This window comes from Paenibacillus pasadenensis, from assembly GCF_023715725.1.
Classification (GTDB): Bacteria; Bacillota; Bacilli; order Paenibacillales; family Paenibacillaceae; genus Paenibacillus_O; species Paenibacillus_O pasadenensis_A.
This window is the reverse complement of sequence record NZ_JAMBOT010000018.1, coordinates 17,003-34,811: the sequence shown is the minus strand read 5'-3', so window position 1 is coordinate 34,811 and position 17,809 is coordinate 17,003. Positions and strand designations below refer to the sequence as shown.

At 48.0% G+C, this 17,809-nt stretch carries 16 protein-coding genes; all 16 read right to left on the bottom strand.

All coding sequences use genetic code 11. The annotated features are described in order from the left end of the window. Nucleotides 1–50: 50 nt before the first annotated feature. Nucleotides 51–1,298, bottom strand: coding sequence for a bifunctional ornithine acetyltransferase/N-acetylglutamate synthase (argJ, locus tag M3223_RS22920; protein WP_251566005.1), 1,248 nt, complete (start codon nucleotides 1,296–1,298; stop codon nucleotides 51–53). Between the two features lie 40 nt (nucleotides 1,299–1,338). Then, nucleotides 1,339–2,388 carry an N-acetyl-gamma-glutamyl-phosphate reductase gene (gene argC, locus M3223_RS22915; RefSeq protein WP_251566003.1) on the bottom strand — a complete coding sequence of 350 codons (1,050 nt, stop codon included), beginning with the start codon at nucleotides 2,386–2,388 and terminating at the stop codon, nucleotides 1,339–1,341. Nucleotides 2,389–2,773: 385 nt separating this feature from the next. Further along, nucleotides 2,774–3,118 (bottom strand): EamA family transporter, encoded by a 345-nt coding sequence (locus M3223_RS22910; protein WP_251566001.1) that lies wholly within the window; start codon nucleotides 3,116–3,118, stop codon nucleotides 2,774–2,776. Further along, nucleotides 3,118–3,525, bottom strand: coding sequence for a DUF2304 domain-containing protein (locus tag M3223_RS22905; protein WP_251565999.1), 408 nt, complete (start codon nucleotides 3,523–3,525; stop codon nucleotides 3,118–3,120). Before M3223_RS22905 ends, M3223_RS22910 begins: the two co-directional genes overlap by 1 nt. Beyond that, nucleotides 3,515–4,273, bottom strand: coding sequence for a glycosyltransferase family 2 protein (locus tag M3223_RS22900; protein WP_251565997.1), 759 nt, complete (start codon nucleotides 4,271–4,273; stop codon nucleotides 3,515–3,517). The genes M3223_RS22905 and M3223_RS22900 overlap by 11 nt, the downstream gene beginning before the upstream one ends. Then, nucleotides 4,248–5,552: an ArnT family glycosyltransferase gene (locus M3223_RS22895; RefSeq protein WP_251565995.1), complete on the bottom strand. Its 1,305-nt coding sequence runs from the start codon at nucleotides 5,550–5,552 to the stop codon at nucleotides 4,248–4,250. The genes M3223_RS22900 and M3223_RS22895 overlap by 26 nt, the downstream gene beginning before the upstream one ends. A gap of 428 nt (nucleotides 5,553–5,980) precedes the next feature. Further along, the gene (locus M3223_RS22890) at nucleotides 5,981–6,874 is read right to left on the bottom strand and encodes a YitT family protein (RefSeq protein WP_435368037.1); all 894 of its coding nucleotides are present in this window, start codon (nucleotides 6,872–6,874) and stop codon (nucleotides 5,981–5,983) included. 396 nt (nucleotides 6,875–7,270) lie between these two features. Then, a protein-coding gene (gene prfB, locus M3223_RS22885; protein WP_251565991.1) for a peptide chain release factor 2 occupies nucleotides 7,271–8,387 on the bottom strand; the annotation gives its coding sequence in 2 pieces (ribosomal slippage) (nucleotides 7,271–8,314 and nucleotides 8,316–8,387; 1,116 coding nt in all). A 41-nt stretch (nucleotides 8,388–8,428) separates the two neighbouring features. Next, nucleotides 8,429–10,936 carry a preprotein translocase subunit SecA gene (gene secA, locus M3223_RS22880; protein ID WP_251565989.1) on the bottom strand — a complete coding sequence of 836 codons (2,508 nt, stop codon included), beginning with the start codon at nucleotides 10,934–10,936 and terminating at the stop codon, nucleotides 8,429–8,431. A 346-nt stretch (nucleotides 10,937–11,282) separates the two neighbouring features. Beyond that, nucleotides 11,283–11,831: a ribosome hibernation-promoting factor, HPF/YfiA family gene (hpf, locus tag M3223_RS22875; protein WP_251565987.1), complete on the bottom strand. Its 549-nt coding sequence runs from the start codon at nucleotides 11,829–11,831 to the stop codon at nucleotides 11,283–11,285. 106 nt (nucleotides 11,832–11,937) lie between these two features. After that, the gene (locus M3223_RS22870; RefSeq protein ID WP_251565984.1) at nucleotides 11,938–12,795 is read right to left on the bottom strand and encodes a beta-1,6-N-acetylglucosaminyltransferase; all 858 of its coding nucleotides are present in this window, start codon (nucleotides 12,793–12,795) and stop codon (nucleotides 11,938–11,940) included. A 127-nt stretch (nucleotides 12,796–12,922) separates the two neighbouring features. Beyond that, the gene (locus M3223_RS22865; protein ID WP_042170033.1) at nucleotides 12,923–13,120 is read right to left on the bottom strand and encodes a cold-shock protein; all 198 of its coding nucleotides are present in this window, start codon (nucleotides 13,118–13,120) and stop codon (nucleotides 12,923–12,925) included. Nucleotides 13,121–13,296: 176 nt separating this feature from the next. After that, the gene (gene rfbG, locus M3223_RS22860) at nucleotides 13,297–14,427 is read right to left on the bottom strand and encodes a CDP-glucose 4,6-dehydratase (RefSeq protein WP_251565982.1); all 1,131 of its coding nucleotides are present in this window, start codon (nucleotides 14,425–14,427) and stop codon (nucleotides 13,297–13,299) included. Between the two features lie 59 nt (nucleotides 14,428–14,486). Next, nucleotides 14,487–16,298 carry a glycosyltransferase family 2 protein gene (locus tag M3223_RS22855; RefSeq protein ID WP_251565980.1) on the bottom strand — a complete coding sequence of 604 codons (1,812 nt, stop codon included), beginning with the start codon at nucleotides 16,296–16,298 and terminating at the stop codon, nucleotides 14,487–14,489. Then, entirely contained in the window at nucleotides 16,291–16,872 is a 582-nt protein-coding gene (locus M3223_RS22850) for a dTDP-4-dehydrorhamnose 3,5-epimerase family protein (RefSeq protein WP_251565978.1), read from the bottom strand. The genes M3223_RS22855 and M3223_RS22850 overlap by 8 nt, the downstream gene beginning before the upstream one ends. Nucleotides 16,873–16,882: 10 nt before the next feature. Further along, entirely contained in the window at nucleotides 16,883–17,806 is a 924-nt protein-coding gene (locus tag M3223_RS22845) for an NAD-dependent epimerase/dehydratase family protein (RefSeq protein ID WP_251565976.1), read from the bottom strand. Between the last annotated feature and the right edge of the window lie 3 nt (nucleotides 17,807–17,809).

Below are 17,809 nucleotides of genomic sequence, written 5' to 3'. Positions count from 1 at the left end.
AACGGTTTAACAACATGCCATTACCGCATGCGACACTGGCCTTCCCTGAATTAAGTCCGGTAAGCCGCGTTAATGCGTACATAGTCATAAGTCAGATCGCAGCCCCACGCCAGCGCGGCGCCGCTGCCAATTTTGAGATCAACGATGATCTCGACTGTATCGCCCTTCAGATACTCCAGCGCCGCCTCTTCATCGAATGCAACCGGGCGCGAGTTCTCCAGCGTCAAAATCGGACCGAGCGCAATATCGACCGTATCCGGGTCAAGCGGCTCTCCGGCGCGGCCGGCTGCCGCGATAATGCGGCCCCAGTTGGCGTCGGCGCCAAACACGGCCGACTTGACAAGCGAGGAGCCGACGATCGTTTTGGCAATCGCCGCCGCCGATGCGTCGCTCTCAGCGCCGCTTACCCGCACCTCGATCAGCTTTGTTGCGCCTTCACCGTCGCGCGCGATCGCCTTGGCAAGCACCTCGCATACGTAGATGAGCGCGGAAGCGAACGCGTCCCAATCGGGATGCTGCGGCGTCAGCTCGTCCCCGCCAGCCAATCCGCTGGCCATAGCAACGAGCATATCGTTGGTGCTTGTATCGCCATCCACCGTAATCATATTAAACGTGCGGTCCGTCGCCTGGCGAAGCAGCACATGAAGCGCCTCGCTGTCGACAGGGGCATCCGTCGTCACAAAACCAAGCATAGTCGCCATATTAGGATGAATCATGCCGGAGCCTTTTGCCGCGCCCGCTACATGCACAGTGCGGCCGTTCGCCTGGACAGCGACACAGATGGATTTTTTCACAAGATCGGTCGTCAGGATCGCTTGGCAAAAATCATCCGCGCCTTCGGAGCCGCCCTTCAAGCGCTGCGGCAGCGCCGCAATGCCCGTGCGGACGCGATCCATCTTGAGCAGCTCGCCAATGACGCCGGTAGAGGCGACAGCGATCTGCTCCTGCGGGATGCCGACCGCTTCAGCAAAGGCATTGCGCATCTCGTACGCGTCTGCCTCGCCCTGACGGCCGGTGCATGCATTAGCGTTGCCGCTGTTAACGAGCAGCGCGCGCAGCCGTCCGCCTGCGGCCAGGCTTTCGCGCGTCACCTTGAGGGGCGCCGCCTGCACTTTATTCGTCGTATAGACCGCCGCTGCCGCTGCCGGCACCTCGCAGAGGATGGCGCCCAAATCGTGGCGGTCCGTTTTTTTGAGCCCGCAATGCAGACCTCCCGCCCGGAATCCGGCCGGTGTCGTGACGGAGCCATCCTCCACGACGGTAAATTGCTGTTCTGCCGTTTGTTGTGATTGTGCCATCCTATGCTTGCCTCTCCTTCTGGCGCTGACGCGTCATCAATTAGGGATACATCGGGATAAACTGCAGTCCCGCATTTTCCTCCCAGCCCATCATCAGGTTAAGATTTTGGATCGCCTGTCCTGCCGCGCCTTTGACCAGATTGTCAATGACCGACACGACCGTAACCCGTCCGGTTCGGCTGTCTGCGGCAAAACCGATATCGCAGTAGTTAGAGCCGCTGACTTCCTTCGTCGCAGGCCATACGCCCGCCGGACGTACACGCACGAAAGGCCGGCCTTGATAAAATTCACGGTACAGCGCGATAAACTCCTCATTCGTGCGCTCTTCCGTCATTTTGGCGTACATCGTCGACATGATGCCGCGTGTCATCGGAACGAGATGAGTCGTAAACGTCGTAACGACCTCGCGGCCCGCCGCGTCGGACAGAATCCGTTCGATTTCGGGAACATGCTGGTGCTTGTTGATTTTGTATGCTTTAAAATTCTCGTTAAGCTCCGAGTAATGCGTCCCCAGGCTGGCTCCGCGGCCAGCGCCGGATACGCCGCTCTTTGCATCGATAATAATGGTATCGGGATCAATCCAGCCTGCCTTAATAGCTGGAATGAGGCCAAGCAAGGTTGCGGTAGGATAACAGCCCGGATTGGAAATGAACGGCGCATTCTTAACCTGGGAGCCGTAAATTTCGGCAAGGCCGAATACAGCCTTTTCCAAATAGGCGGAATCGGCGGCCGGTTTTCCGTACCACTGCTCATACAGGCCTGGCTGCGGAAGACGGAAATCCCCCGACAGATCAATGACCTTCAGTCCCTGCTCCAGCAGCTGCGGAGCAAGCTTGGCAGCTACGCCCGCCGGCGTCGCCAGAAACACAACGTCCGCTTTTGCCTTAATCGCTGCGGGATCAACGCCATCCAGCAGATCGGTTCGGATCTCGCTCAAATGCGGATAACCTGCGGCAATGGCTTCTCCTGCGCTGGATGAAGATATTACGGAACTGACCTCCGCATATGGATGAGCTTGCAGCAGACGAATGAGCTCGACGCCGCCATAACCGGTAGAGCCTACAATCGCAACCTTGATCTTTGCTTCCATTGTACCGACACTCCTATCATCAAGAGACCGTCCCAGATCTCCAAGTTCTGAATCATTATACGTTCATATTAATAATAATACAACAGGAAAAATACTTCTAGCATCACGAAAAAAAGGCTGTCTCCAGCCACGTTATGTGACTGGGACAACCCCTTTTTAAAGCTGTGGTTACTAATGCTCCGTAAGGTCGTTTGACGTCCTTACTAGAGCCGACTCTCGGCTTTTTCCGCTCCGTAAGGTCGTTTGACGCCCTTAACAACGCTGACTCTCGGCTTTGACCGCTCCGTAAGGTCGCTTAACATCCCTACTAATGCAGGCTCACGGCTTTCCCCCACCGTAAGGTCGGATTGAAGGCGCCTCTGAAGCCCATCCCATAAATCCAATGTCATTTGGCGCTAATCAGCACAACTCCCGCTACAATGACCGCACAGCCGATCCAGCGGTTTAGCGGCACCGCCTCGCCGAACAGCCTCCAGGCAAGCAAAATGCCCAGCACATAGGCTAAGCTTTGCAAAGGGTAAGCCAGACTGAGCGGCAATCTGGACAGAACTGACAGCCACAGCAGAGTGGCCAGTCCGTACATGCCGATTCCGGCGAGGATTAGCGGTGAAAAAAGCACCTGCAGCCAATTTTCCGCTCTCAATCCGCCGGCCCGATCCAGCCCCATCTTCCAAACCGTCTGCCCGGCGACCAGCAGCAGAATATTCAGCAGCAAGAGCACATAAGGCATCAGCGTATCTCCTTTTTGACGGGAACAGTGCGGGCCTCACCGCTCTCAAGTTCCTCTATCCTCCGCTCAAGCCGCTTGACCTGTTCTTGTCGTAAAGCTGCAGCTTGCGTGATCGAAATCAGCTTATGCGTTAAGGTTGAGATGGCAATTGTCAAATGAAGCAATATGAACAGCACGCCCATGAGGCCTGTAAAATAAAGCAAGGAAGGCGCGTAATCGACATCCAGCAAATTAGATGCCGTTTCCAGCAAATTCGGGAACAGTGAAATTCCCAGCATTCCGATGCCAAGCAGAAGCCATAACAGTGAATACTGCTCCCGCAGCTTGCGTTTGCGGATTAAATGCACAATTGTGCCGATAAAACCGATGCTGGCTGCAATTCCGACCCAAACAAATTCAGTTGCCATAGCCCAAGCTCCACTCGCGTTTCTTTTTGCTTTTTGTAATCAGAACGGCAAGGGTGACTTTTATCATATAATAGCAGGATTTAAAGGCTGAAATGCTGGACACTCCGCCATCGCGCTCCGACATAACAACCGGAACCTCCATGAACTTGCCGCGATAGTTATCGAGCAGAACGAGCGCTTCAACTTCCGGGTAATCCGTTGGATACTCTCTGGAAAAGAGCGAGATCGCTTTGCGGCTGCATAAACGGTAGCCCGATGTTGGGTCGGTAATCCGCTGACCCGTCAGCGCGCTCACAAGATTAGCCAGCAAACCGATGCCAAGCTTCCGGGTAAAGGTCGATTGAAAGCCGCGCTTTTCAATAAACCGGGAGCCGACAACCATGTCGACTTCGTTTTCGCGCATCGCTTGCAACAGATAGCTCAGATCGGCCGGATTATGCTGTCCGTCCCCGTCAATCTGCACCGCGTAGGTGTAGTCATTTTCCTCCGCATAACGATAGCCTGCCTGTACCGCTCCGCCAATCCCAAGGTTGCAGCTGAGATTAAGCACCGGCACTCCTTGCATTTCGGCAATACTTCCCGTATTGTCCATCGACCCGTCGTTCACGACGACAAGATCTGCATAAGGAGCATGCTCCTTAATCGAAGCAATTGTGTTTCGGATGCCCGAAGCCTCATTATAGGCTGGCACAATGATAAGCACATTGGACTTAATGCCTTGCTCAATGTGCAGCGGCTGGGTTTTCATTGGCTGTCTCCTCCTTATGTTTGATCTTGTCGGTTTCTCTTTTATTACCCCGATTCACAACGGCCTGTACAACGATTACGGCAAAAACGGAACCCATTACGATCAGAAGCGGCATTGCTGTGAAATTGTACCGGGTTTCGGGAATAAACAGCAGCCTTAGCGTGGACATGGAAGCGACGATAAGCGCCAGCGCCGAAGCCTGATGCCTCCAGCGAAACAGCATGTACAGCATCGCAACAAATCCGACCGCCATAATGGCTAGATGGAATGGCATTTTAAGCACATTTGGTATAACCGGGTACCAAGGCGTATGACCGCTGCCTCCAAACGGGCGGCCGTACGTATACTGAATCTTTCCAACCGTATACCATTTAACAAAGGTCCATGTATGCTCGGTAAAGCCAATGCGGAGCCTTTCCTTGGCAACCTCCATTTGCGTTTTATCCTTCCGGTCAACCAAGCCGTCATCATAGTTTTTATTTGGATAAGTACCGGCTGCAAACGGGTTGACCTGGGTTGAACTGACGATTAATTTATCAAAGGTCACAAAATTTCGAATGACCCATGGCGAAAGCGTAATAGCAAGGCCAAGACCCGCAACAATCACAAATCGCAGCGATTTTTTCCAATCCCGGCTCCACAGCAGAATCAGGATATGCATAAGGATAAAAATCGGCAGAAACTCTGTTCGGGTCAACACGGTAATGCCAAGAGCAACGCCCGAGGCCGCCATGAGCCAGCTGCTGTTTTTCCGGAATCCGAGCAGCAGCAGATAAACATAAAGGACCAGGAAACATGCCGCCATCGTTTCTGTCAGAATAGCTCCAGTAGTCCAGACAAAAGCAGGATATATGGCGCCCACAAAAGCAGCTGCAAGCCCTCCCCACCGGTTGGATAGCATACTGCCGATGAGATACATCAGGTAAACCATGGTCAAGCTCATAAAGACATTTGCAAATCGGATATAAGGATAAGGATCGTTAACCTTGTAGTCGACCATCTTATACACAGCGGCCATGAGGATCGGAAAACCCGGCGTTACTCGAGCGTTGGGCTCACCTGACGGCTTCTTATATTCGTACCCGTATACGCCCTTTTCCAGGAGCTGTCGAACCATCATGTCGTAGTTTTTAGTATCCTGGCTCACTTTATGATCGACGGAAACGTTAAAATCGATACGAAGCCAAGCGCCTAACAGCAGAACTGCTGCAAGCAACAAAAAAATCAGCCGCTTTTTTTTGTTAAGTTCAGCTTGTGCCGTGTCTGAAAAATAACTCATACTGCTTCCCCTTCCATGAAAACCTGCGTAATGATTAAGAATTGGTTCAAACCTGCTAGAACCCATTATGGCGTACAGGTTTTAAAAAACTCTGCCTGAATTTCTTAAGAAATTCTTAGTGCCTCTCAAGGCGCAGCGAATAAGCTTCCTCGTCTAACAGCTCTCTATCGCAAACCAAGCATATTAGGAAGTTATATCAGTTCCATATAAAATATTTCCGACTTTCATCCAAAGCTTAAGGTAAATATTCACTCCAAAATGATTTTTAGTTAGCCGATGCTTTGTGCGTAGTTTACCCATTCTGGGCTTAGAGCAACCGCATTTTATGATTAAAATAAAGAAAAGCACCTTCTGGCAGCAGCTTTTTTCCGTCTCAACGGATCGAAGCTGCACCAAAGGATGCTTTAATTGTTCTCTCGAAAAAAACTCTACTCCAGCTTAAAACCCTGCCCTAACACTTCAGCCGTATGGCTAATAATGACAAACGCATCGCGGTCCACAGTCTGGACAAGCCGTTTCAGCTCCGGCACCTCGTTTTGGCTGAGGACAACCATAAGAACAGTGCGATTATCGCCCGTATACCCGCCATGGCCGTCCAGACGCGTCAGGCCGCGATCCAAATCATGGAGGACCGCATCGGCAATTTCTTCGGAACGGGAGCTGATGATAAACGCCACTTTAGACATAGCTAACCCGGTCTGCACGATATCGATTGTTTTGCTGGTGACAAATAGACCGATCAGCGCATAAAGCGCCTGTTCCGGCGAAAGCAAAAAACCGGCTGCAACGATGACAAGACCGTCCATAAGAGCTATACAAAGACCGAGCGACATTCCCGTGTACCGATGCAGAATCTGCGCGATTAACGCTGTGCCGCCCGTAGAGCCTCTGCCCCGGAATACAAGCCCGAGACCTAATCCAACACCAATGCCCCCGTAAATGGAGGCTAACAGCGGATTTTCCGTCGGAACGCCCCAGTGGGAGGTAAGCAGGACAAATAGCGGCAGGAAAATGGTCCCCACCAGCGTTTGCAGCGCAAAACGCCGGCCAAGCAGCAGCATGCCTGCAAAAAACAGCGGAATATTAATGGCCCATTGAATAAAAGCCGGATTAAACCCGTATAAATGCTCGATCAGAATGGACAAGCCGTTAATGCCGCCGGAGGCGATATCATTGGGCAGCAAAAAGCTATTAAAGCTGACCGCGATTACAAATGCCCCTACAACAATGGAGATCAGATTGGTTACCCGTTCATTTTTTGACCGCTTGCCGGTTTTACGGTGTTTACGCGCCTTCGGCTTACCGGTTATGGCCTGGGCCATCCCTTCGGCTCGTTTATCCCGTCCAGCCTGTTCCTCATCCATCGCCTGTCCTCCTTGTCCTTCCCGACCAGCCGCAGCTTCTATCCTGTTGTTATCCCTCATCGAAGCGGCCACTTCCGTGCTTGCTTCTTGCATATTATGCTCATGCGAAACCCTCGGCTCGTTATGTTGCGGGTTACCCTTTAATATTCCCGATTCGCCGGATAAGCCGCTCTGTTCCCCCTGTTTACTCAATTCTGCCGGACTCCTTCCCCCTGGCAGCGGTACGTAAATTCCCACTGCCGCCTTTACTCTGCCGCGGTAGCGCAGACCACTCTTTCTTTCCGCGCGAAAAAGAGTTCCGCACTCTGTTCAAGTGTCGGAACTCTTCTCCTGTATTATTCGGCGGATTGCCGCTTAGGCTTCGGGCTGCTGCCTGATCTGATGACGAAGATACCCGTTAATAAACGCGTCCAGGTCTCCATCCATTACAGCGCCAACGTTACCGGTTTCCACCGAGGTGCGATGATCCTTTACCATACTGTACGGATGAAAAACATAGGAGCGAATCTGGCTTCCCCAAGCAATTTCGGACTGCTCGCCGCGGATTTCCGCCAGATGCTTTTGTTGCTCCTCGATTTTACGCTCATACAGCTTGGAACGAAGCATCTTCATCGCCCTGTCGCGGTTCTGAATCTGCGAGCGCTCCGTTTGGCAAGCAACAACGATACCGGACGGGATGTGCGTAATCCGGATCGCTGATTCCGTCTTGTTGACGTGCTGTCCGCCGGCGCCGCTGGAGCGGTACGTATCAACCTTGAGATCCTCAGGGCGAATCTCAATTTCGATACTGTCGTCAATCTCCGGCATGATGTCGCAGGATACAAAGGACGTATGCCGGCGGCCCGAGGCGTCAAAAGGAGAGATGCGCACCAGGCGGTGCACCCCTTTCTCCGCCTTGAGATAGCCGTAAGCGTTATGCCCTTTAACGCTAATCGTAACACTTTTGATTCCCGCCTCGTCGCCGGGCAAATAGTCCAGCACTTCGACCTTGAAGCCGCGCTTCTCGGCCCAGCGTGTGTACATGCGGTACAACATTTGGCCCCAGTCCTGCGACTCCGTGCCGCCCGCGCCAGGATGAAGCTCCAAAATCGCGTCCAGCTTATCGTAAGGCTGATTAAGCAGCAGCTGAAGCTCGAAGTTGCCGATTTCGTTCATCAGGCTGGCTACGCCGCTCGTCAGCTCACCGTCAAGCGACTCGTCATCTTCCTCCGCAGCCAGCTCAAGCATCGTCTCCAGATCTTCACGCTGGCTGCTGAGCTTATCGTATTGCTCTACGACGGATTTGACGGCATTCATCTCGGAGATGAGCTTCTGGGCTTTTTCGTTATCATCCCAAAAATCCGGCGCCGTCATCTTTTCCTCAAAATTGGCTATGATCTCCTGTTTGAGATCTAAGTCAAAGGGACCCCCTGAGATCTTGGAGCCGCTTTGCCGCCTCGCGCAGGTCTTGCTTAACCGTTACGTCGATCATGACAATGCTTCACCTCAAATTTAATAATACGTATATTAAACTTACTTGCCGTGACAAAGCTTGTATTTCTTGCCGCTGCCGCATGGGCAAGGGTCATTACGTCCGATGCGCTCCTCGCGCTTCGCAGGGCGAGCCTCACGCGGTTCGCTGCTGCCGCCGGATTCCACCTGGCCCTTGGCTACTTCTTGACGCTCAAGGTTTTGCTCTACTTGAGCTTTCATAATGTAACGAGCGACCTCTTCTTGAATCGTCTCGACCATCTCGCCGAACATTTCGAAGCCCTCGAATTGGTACTCGCGCAAAGGATCCGTACCGCCGTATGCACGCAGATGGATACCTTGGCGAAGCTGATCCATAGCATCGATATGGTCCATCCACTTGCTGTCAACAGCGCGCAGCACGACGACCTTTTCGAATTCGCGCATCGTTTCAAAGCCCATCGCTTCCTCGCGCTCGTCGTACTGGGCCGTGATTTTGCTCATCAGCAGCTCAATGATCTCTTCCGGCTCTTTGCCCCACAGATCATCCTTCGTAATGGATTCTTCCGGCAAAAGATTGCCGTGCACGTAATCCACGACTGCCTGCAGATCCCATTCCTCCGGCACTTGCTCCGACGGACAGTGCACGGTAACGATCCGCTTCACAACCGGCTGAATCATTTCCATGACGATATCGCGGATGTTTTCGCTAAAGAGAACTTCGCGGCGCTGCTTGTAAATAATTTCACGCTGCTGGTTCATCACATCATCGTATTGGAGAACGACCTTACGCGTGTCGAAGTTGTTGCCCTCGACGCGCTTCTGAGCGGACTCGATCGCTCTCGTAATGAGGCGGCTCTCGATCGGCTGATCTTCCTCAAAGCCTAGCTTTTCCATCATGCCCATGATGTTCTCCGCGCCGAAGCGGCGCATCAGCTCATCCTCAAGGGACAGATAGAACTGGGATGAACCCGGGTCGCCCTGACGGCCGGCACGGCCGCGCAGCTGGTTGTCGATCCGGCGGCTCTCATGGCGCTCCGTACCGATGATATGCAGACCGCCGCTGGTATTAACACCATCGCCGAGCAGGATGTCGGTACCGCGTCCCGCCATGTTCGTGGCGATCGTGACGGAACCTGCTTGTCCGGCGCGGGAAATAATCTCCGCTTCCTCCGCATGGTACTTCGCGTTGAGAACTTTATGTTGAATGCCTTTTTTCTTGAGCAGCTCAGACAGCTTCTCGGAGTTCTCGATCGAAACCGTACCGACCAGAACCGGCTGATTCTTTTTGTGGCGTTCCACAATCTCTTCCACAACCGCTTTGAACTTGCCGCCTTCGGTTTTGTAGACGATGTCCTGCAAATCCTCGCGGAGCAGCGGACGGTTCGTCGGCACCTGCAGCACTTCAAGGCCGTAGATTTTTTTGAACTCCTCTTCCTCCGTCTTTGCCGTACCGGTCATGCCGGCCAGCTTGCGATACATCCGGAAGTAGTTCTGGAACGTAATCGTCGCCAGCGTCATGCTTTCGTTCTGGACCTTCAGGTCCTCTTTAGCCTCGATCGCCTGATGGAGACCGTCGCTGTAGCGGCGGCCGGACATGATACGGCCGGTGAACTCGTCGACGATCAGAACTTCTTCGTCCTGAACGACGTAATCCACGTCGCGCTTCATGATCGCATGCGCCTTCAGCGCTTGTTGAATATGGTGATTAAGCGTTACATTGGCATGGTCGAACAGGTTTTCGATACCAAAAGCCCGCTCCGCCTTCTCTACACCAGATTCCGTCAGCATAACCGAGCGCAGCTTAATATCGACCGTGTAGTCGTCCTCTTGCTTCAGACGGCCGACAAACTTGTCCGCAGCATGGTATAGCTCCGTCGACTTGGCTGCCTGGCCGGAAATAATGAGCGGCGTCCGCGCTTCGTCGATCAGGATGGAGTCTACTTCGTCAATAATGGCAAAATAGAGCGGCTTTTGCACCATTTGCTCCTTGTAAAGCACCATGTTGTCACGCAGATAGTCAAAGCCGAATTCATTGTTCGTGCCGTACGTAATATCGCAAGCGTAAGCAGCCTGTTTCTCCTCATGCGAAAGGGAGTTCAGGTTGCAGCCAACAGTCATGCCAAGGAATTCATACAATGGACGCATAATATCGCTGTCACGCTGAGCAAGGTAATCATTGACCGTAATAACATGTACGCCTTTGCCGAGCAGGGCGTTTAAGTAAACGGGCAGAGTGCCAACGAGCGTTTTGCCCTCGCCGGTTTTCATCTCGGCGATTTTGCCCTCATGCAGCGCCATGCCGCCGAGCAGCTGCACATCAAAATGCCGCATGCCAAGCACGCGTTTGCCGGCTTCCCGAACCGTCGCATACGCTTCCGGGAGCATATCTTCAAGCTCCTCGCCTTTTTCCAAGCGGTCGCGGAACTCTTGCGTTTTTGCCCGAAGCTGATCGTCCGTAAGAGCCGCATACTCAGGCTCCATTCCATTTATAACCTCAACGTTGCGCATGAGACGTTTGACTTCGCGCTCATTGGCATCGCCGAAAATTTTCTTCACCAGTCCGAGCATGGTATACCCCTTTCGTGAGACACTTTGCCTTAATTTTAACAGTTGTCCGATCATGCCGCAATCAATCGACAGGCTTTTCCAACATTATATACGCGACCGCCAGGTAAAGTGTTGCCTGGTAAGACTAGGAACAAGGATTTTGCCCCTTTCGGCACGTTGTTGGAAGCCTAATTATTGGAGATTGGACCGCGGGATCGGGACTTAAAAACGCCCTTTCCCCGGAAGGAAAGGACGTGAGTTATGAGTTCAGTATATTCAAATGTAAATTGAGATTTAGAATGAGATTTAGAATGAAAGACCGCCGTATTAATAATTACATAAGAATTATACCATCAAGGCCCTGCGGCTACCCTTGTTCAATCAGGCCGTAACGGCCATCCGTGCGGCGGTAGACGACATTCACTTCCTTCGTTTCAATGTTGTTGAATACATAGAAGTTATGGCCGACCATATCCATTTGCAAAATCGCTTCTTCCACATCCATCGGCTTCAGCTTGAAGCGCTTCATCCGTACAACCTCAAGGTCCTCTTCCGGATCTTGCACGGCAACCGAGGTAACGTCGTCTTCACGGAAAAGCGTCTTAATGCTTTCGTTCTGCCGGAACTTACGGTTCATTTTTGTTTTGTGCTTGCGGATCTGACGCTCCAGCTTATCAACGACCGTGTCGACCGATGCGTACATATCCGGGCTTTTCTCCTCGGCTCTCAAAATCACTCCCGTAAGGGGAATCGTGACCTCTATGCCGTGGCGTCCCTTGTGTACCGACATCGTGACGCTGGTGTCAGCGGCAGGGGGGGCATCAAAATACTTATCCAGGCGGTTCAACTTCTTCTCGACGTAATCCCTCATGGCATCCGTCACAGGAACGTTTTGACCTCGAACGTTGTATTTCATGTAGCACTCCTCCTTTACATGGTCTTATTATACCACGATACGCAGGATCAAATCAAAAGACTTATTTGTGAATTTAGAATTTTCAGATAAATATTTTTCATGTACCTCATTCTTTAATAGCTTGTTCAAGAAGATCAATAATGACAGCATCCTGTTCTACATCAAATTTTCGAGCAAAAAGAGCTGATGACGACATCATAGAAATGGCATCCCCAGTTGTCAAGACTCTTGGGCTGGCCGCATTAAGCGGGACCATTTCATTTGAATGATACACGGTCATATCAATGAATCGTAGATTTTCGTTGACTACATACCTAGAATAAATGGAGTTAAGCAACACCGTCTGAAAGAAATGTTCGTCAGGAACAAACGATTGTTTAAAAAAACTCTTTAGATTATTAGTATTTTCCGATATGGCGGCATACAACGCACTTTCTCTCGTTAGCACTTTCCATTGACTTCCTGTGAATAACTGTTTATTTGGAAACAATTGATGGAATCGTTCAGTACGTTCTCCCGTTGCGATAACTTCCCCTTTCCGTTCTTCAAAAATAAATCTATACTTTAAATCCATTACTTCTTCATCTTCTATTGATCTGTAGTTCATGAAAATCTTTTTAGGGTGATCCTGTAAATAAGCACCAATTAATCTCTGAGATGCAAGCGGGAAATCCTGACCACTAAGATTTATATAGTGGCTCCAACCCGAGAGCTCCGCAAGTAAGGAAATCGCTTGTAACTCAACTTCCACAAGAGACCAGCCCCCCCAAGCACAACTTGCAGATGTCAACATAAAAATGTTCTCATTAGCTTCCGCTAAACGGCTTGCAAAGAGCAACAATTCTGTTGAAGCATTGGCGTCGATATGTAGAACGTAGTAGTTGTTTTCATGATAAATGGCCTCTATCATTCGTCTAAGCTGATTGGGTTTAGTGTGTGCCGTAATGCAATAGGCTAAACTCATTTGAATCCCTCTCCCTAAATTCATCATTGTACGGAAGAAAAATAAAAAAAGAGGCCCTGAAAACCAGGACCCCGTAAGGTTTGTCGTTCTTGTCAATCATCTATTAATGGCCGAAACGGCCGGATGATTACAGTTTGATTACGTTAGCAGCTTGTGGACCGCGAGCGCCTTCTACGATATCAAACTCAACGGATTGGCCTTCTTCCAGGGTTTTGAAGCCCTCGGATTGGATTGCGGAGAAATGAACAAATACGTCGCCGCCTTGCTCAGTCTCGATAAATCCGTAACCTTTTTCTGCGTTGAACCATTTCACTTTACCTTGCATTCAGAACATTCCCTTCATAATCAAATGCTGTGAGACGCCTTATTTGCATGGCCCACATTTTGACTATAGCACCGGAATCAAACAGTTGTCAATATGACATGGAAGCGGATTCACGAGCTTTATTTTAAATAGATTCACTAAATGAAGCCATTTGTCAAAATTCGACTAAGATAAAATCATTCAACGCTTCTAACATCTACATCTTCAAGATCGTCAAATTGATCTATGAACTTAAAATTCTCATATTCTTCAATTTGCTTTATACAAAGGTCTTGAACATCTTTACCTTGTAGATATCCGCTAAACCATTCAACTGTAGTATCTAATGCTGACTCTAAGGACCATTTTGAAAACCAATAGAGTTCATTCATTGCTTTTGAACAATCCAGTTTGAGCATTTTGGCTTCGTGTATCTCGTTCTGCTGAATAATTTTATAACCTGAATGTTGATCCGGCCACTTGTGCAAAATTCTTTTTACAATCCATTCAACTGGCCTTACGTCTCTTTCTTGAGGACCGAAGTTCCAAGACTGAGCGTATTGTCTGCCTTCAGTAAATAACTTCTGACACAATAACAAATACCCAGATAGTGGTTCTAAAACGTGTTGCCATGGACGGACAGAGGCTGGATTACGAATTTGAATTTGTGTTCCGTTAAACAAGGATCGAAAAATGTCTGGGATTAATCTATCTTCTGCCCAGTCTCCTCCTCCAATTACATTACCTGCTCTAGCTGTTGCTACTCGAATGTCCAACGACCCAAGAAATGAATTTCGATAAGCTGAGGTAATTAATTCTGAACAAGCTTTGCTGCTTGAATAAGGATCATGTCCCCCCAAGGGCTCCGTTTCTCGATATCCCCAATGCCACTCTTGATTTTCATAGCATTTATCTGTCGTTACATTTAGTACAACTCGAACAGACTTGCACGAACGAGCAACTTCCATAATATTGACAGTACCCATTACATTTGTACGAAAGGTCTCTACTGGATCTGCATAGGATCTTCTCACAAGAGGCTGTGCCGCCATATGAATAACGATTTCGGGTTCTGCATGCTCAATTGCTTCCTTCAGCCTGCCAAAATCAGCTACATCTCCAATAAATGAATCCTCCATTATCTTGTCAATATGAGCAAGCTCAAAGAGAGCTGGATTCGTTGGTGAATGAAGTGAATACCCCGTTACTCTAGCTCCCATATGGTGGAGCCAGATGGCAAGCCAGCTACCTTTAAAACCAGTATGACCCGTCAGAAAAACTTTTCTTCCTATCCAAAAATACCTATTTATTGTTTTGTTATTTTCCATCTGGAATCTCCTGGATAATATGAATTCATTAAAGACGAATTGTCACAATAAAATATCATTTATACACGCTTCATTTGATACATTTGGTGACTCGTTTTAAGCACAGAAGCTATATTGCTCTTCTCCTTCTCTTCCCCGCCGGCTAAGGAATGAGCTACATCCTCAATAAGCCTTTGATCTTCATCGCTGAGTCGAGCTCCGAAATTAAAAATGGACGTTACTTCAAATCTATAAGCATGTGCTTGCAGGCATATCATTTCTTTTGTATAGATTCTTTGATTATGTATTTTATCTGAAGAATAAATAGAATTATATAAAAACTCCAGGCTTGCACTGTTAGTTATTTTGAAAATAACAACCCCATTTTCTTGAACCGCTTTTGAAAGATGATTAAAAATAGAGCTTAAGTCTTCGGAGTAATTGTCAAGAGATCTTTCGATATAAACCAGGTCCATTTTTTGATCAAGTTTTAAATGTAGCTCTTCGAAGCCGACTTCCGGATACACTTGATCGGCAATAGATTCCTGGTCCTTTAAGTACTGTTGCTCCGAAATGGCTCCAATAAGTAGAGCTGGCTTCACTCCATGATTTTTCCAAATGTTATTTTTGAATTGCAGAAGAGTTGCTCCGCATTTAACGTCAATGCCTAAAATGGTTTTCACATGTTGGAACAGATTAAAGTCCAGCTCCAAATAGTCCGAATTCATTCGAGCATCTGACCATGCATCAAATCCATATTTTTCTCGGAAAGTTAATCTACCTTCCTCGAGGGAGTGGGTTTGATGATCGCTTATTGTGGTCAGACTTCCATAATGATAGGTGACCGTATCCGAGCAATAAACAAGTTTATACCCAGCACGTCTTATTTTGAAGCTGATGTCGTCGTCAGCAAACTCACCACGGAAAAAACGGGTATCATAATATCCAACTGCTTCAAGCAAGGCAGTGGGACAACATAGAACGTTGGGCAAAAGAACCACTCGTTCCTCCCACTTTGTTGAATCACTCACGTTGTATGCTCTAGCCTTATCCTGAAACTCCTCCATGGTTTTAAAGGATAACGTAATTTGCTGCATGTTTGAAATCGATGTTGCCCCTGGCGAAACATACCCTATTTCAGGGTCAGACTCAATACAAATCATTAGATTATTCAGCCAGTTTGGTGTGAAAATAAAATCATTGCATAAGACGGCACAATACTTCCCCTCTGCTGCCATCATCCCAATATTAAAGCCTTTAACAATATGTAAGTTATATTTGAGATGAATGACTTTTGCTCCGACTATGGAATCAAAATATTCCTTAGTCCCATCAGTTGATCCATTATCCACCAAAATCAATTCATAATCGACGTCTTTCGTATGTGACAAGATACTCTCGACGCAATCACGAGTGTAATCTAGATTATTATATGCTAGAAGAACGACACTAACTTTGCAAGGAGCATCTTCTCCTCGTTTGGATATTTCATGGTGATTAATAGGATTGACTTCAGGATAGAGGCGCGGGTAATTCGATTTATCTACGTAGTTCTCTACTACGTAGGCCATTTCGAGTTCAAGGATGCGAAATAAAGCGCAGACATGATAACGGAAATTATAAATAAAGCTACTGCCGTTGTCTTGATTAAAACTATCCTTAAGCTGTTCAATATAATAACCAATATTTGCAGAAATTTCTTTCAATCGGTTAGGTGCAGCGTCTTCTGCGATGGCTCCCACCATTGCATTAATAAGGTCGGCAACCGTGTCTAATAGGGTCACATCCGTTAAGCTCAATTCTCCGTGATTAATACGATTCTCCAAATGATGTATGCCTTCATAAGCGCTCTCTAAACTCCTTAGGAGAGTCGTCGCCCAGTTGTTATCCATGACTATTCCCTCCTGACAAAAATAATCCATTTTTATCCAAGTCAAAATCATTCCACTGCTTGTCCTTATTTGAAATAATTAATTGACTTACGTCCGTTATAGGCCATTCTAGAAGGAATGCAGTATCATTCCATCTAATACCGGACTCATGCGAGGGGGTATAATACTCGCTTACCAAATATTCAATACTAGTGTTTGGTTGAAGGGTTAAGTATCCATGGGCAAAACCTTTAGGGACCACTAAAGATAAATTGTTATCTTCGGTCAATGTGATTCCAAAACATTCTCCATAGGTTGAACTTTCTTTGTTTAAATCAATAATGACATCGTATATAGCGCCGCTAACACACGATATAATTTTATCTTCACAAAAAGGAGGCCGTTGGAAATGCATACCTCTGAGCGTATTTTGATATTGATTAAAAGCTACACTGGCTTGGGCAACATCAAATGCGATCCCATACTCAGCTAATGTTTTCTTGCAAAAACTTCTAGCAAAATACCCGCGGCTGTCCTGTATCGGTTTCCGTTCTATTACAGCCGCATTGTTTAAAGGCACAGATTTAATAATCATACAAATCTCCTTATTTGAACGGGTATGCTTTATTTTGGGCTAGCAACACCCCTAGCATTTCATTTACAAATTCACTCAAACAATCGCTAGGTATCGGAGCAATATTTTTATGGAGACTTGAAAAGTCAAATTGACGGTAAGACTCGTCCACGTCAGAGGGACGGATAATCTGCACGGGTAGTTTGTAGATATCCTGAGCCATTTTTTGAACTATGAGAGCATAATCATAAACGCTCATGGTTTGACTTCCATAGGCATGAACAATGCGTTCCATCGGCCTTTCTTTCAGGATCCACATTACTTTTTCAGCTAAATCATTTGTGCCGACAAAATTACGCAATTGATTGCCACTTGTTAAGAGCGTAATTGTATTTGTTTCAATTGCTTCTTTACAAAATAAAAATGGTATAAGATTCCATCTCTTAAACTGTTTAGTATCAACTGGAACCCCGAAAAGATTGGATGGTCTAACTACCCAAGCATTAATCTTATTAAGTCGATTAAACATTTGAATCGTTTGTTCAGCCATGGAATGGGCCAGTCCATAATCATTTGTAGGCGATATTGGAGTATCTTCCTTTAGTTGTCCAGCGCTACTCCCAAAAACATGAAAACTGGAGAAGTAAATGAAATCTCTGATTTTATTGTTGTAACAAAAGTCAAGCGCAGCATGAATACCTGATACATGCTCGGAAAGCGCGTAATAGGGATCGGACTTGTACAAAGATTCATTGGGTGAAACTGTATGAATCATTGCATCTATTCCATTGACGTTAAGAGTAGCAATTTCAGACGGATAGGAGAAGTTCATTTTAAAGTCACCATCGTGTCTAGCTGCTGTTACAACCTTTATGTTACAACTTCTCAAATAACGTGCCATATGAAGACCCAAATATCCGTTTGCTCCGCTGACTAAAATGGTTTTTGTTTTCATTCA

Coding starts and splice junctions, on each gene's coding strand:
- M3223_RS22870 (WP_251565984.1), bottom strand. CDS start 12,795: ATGAGTTTAGCCTATTGCATTACGGCACACACTAAACCCAATCAGCTT.
- hpf (WP_251565987.1), bottom strand. CDS start 11,831: ATGAAATACAACGTTCGAGGTCAAAACGTTCCTGTGACGGATGCCATG.
- M3223_RS22850 (WP_251565978.1), bottom strand. CDS start 16,872: ATGATTATTAAATCTGTGCCTTTAAACAATGCGGCTGTAATAGAACGG.
- rfbG (WP_251565982.1), bottom strand. CDS start 14,427: ATGGAAAATAACAAAACAATAAATAGGTATTTTTGGATAGGAAGAAAA.
- argJ (WP_251566005.1), bottom strand. CDS start 1,298: ATGGCACAATCACAACAAACGGCAGAACAGCAATTTACCGTCGTGGAG.
- secA (WP_251565989.1), bottom strand. CDS start 10,936: ATGCTCGGACTGGTGAAGAAAATTTTCGGCGATGCCAATGAGCGCGAA.
- M3223_RS22845 (WP_251565976.1), bottom strand. CDS start 17,806: ATGAAAACAAAAACCATTTTAGTCAGCGGAGCAAACGGATATTTGGGT.
- argC (WP_251566003.1), bottom strand. CDS start 2,388: ATGGAAGCAAAGATCAAGGTTGCGATTGTAGGCTCTACCGGTTATGGC.
- M3223_RS22890 (WP_435368037.1), bottom strand. CDS start 6,874: ATGGCCCAGGCCATAACCGGTAAGCCGAAGGCGCGTAAACACCGTAAA.
- M3223_RS22855 (WP_251565980.1), bottom strand. CDS start 16,298: ATGGATAACAACTGGGCGACGACTCTCCTAAGGAGTTTAGAGAGCGCT.
- M3223_RS22905 (WP_251565999.1), bottom strand. CDS start 3,525: ATGGCAACTGAATTTGTTTGGGTCGGAATTGCAGCCAGCATCGGTTTT.
- M3223_RS22910 (WP_251566001.1), bottom strand. CDS start 3,118: ATGCCTTATGTGCTCTTGCTGCTGAATATTCTGCTGCTGGTCGCCGGG.
- M3223_RS22865 (WP_042170033.1), bottom strand. CDS start 13,120: ATGCAAGGTAAAGTGAAATGGTTCAACGCAGAAAAAGGTTACGGATTT.
- M3223_RS22900 (WP_251565997.1), bottom strand. CDS start 4,273: ATGAAAACCCAGCCGCTGCACATTGAGCAAGGCATTAAGTCCAATGTG.
- M3223_RS22895 (WP_251565995.1), bottom strand. CDS start 5,552: ATGAGTTATTTTTCAGACACGGCACAAGCTGAACTTAACAAAAAAAAG.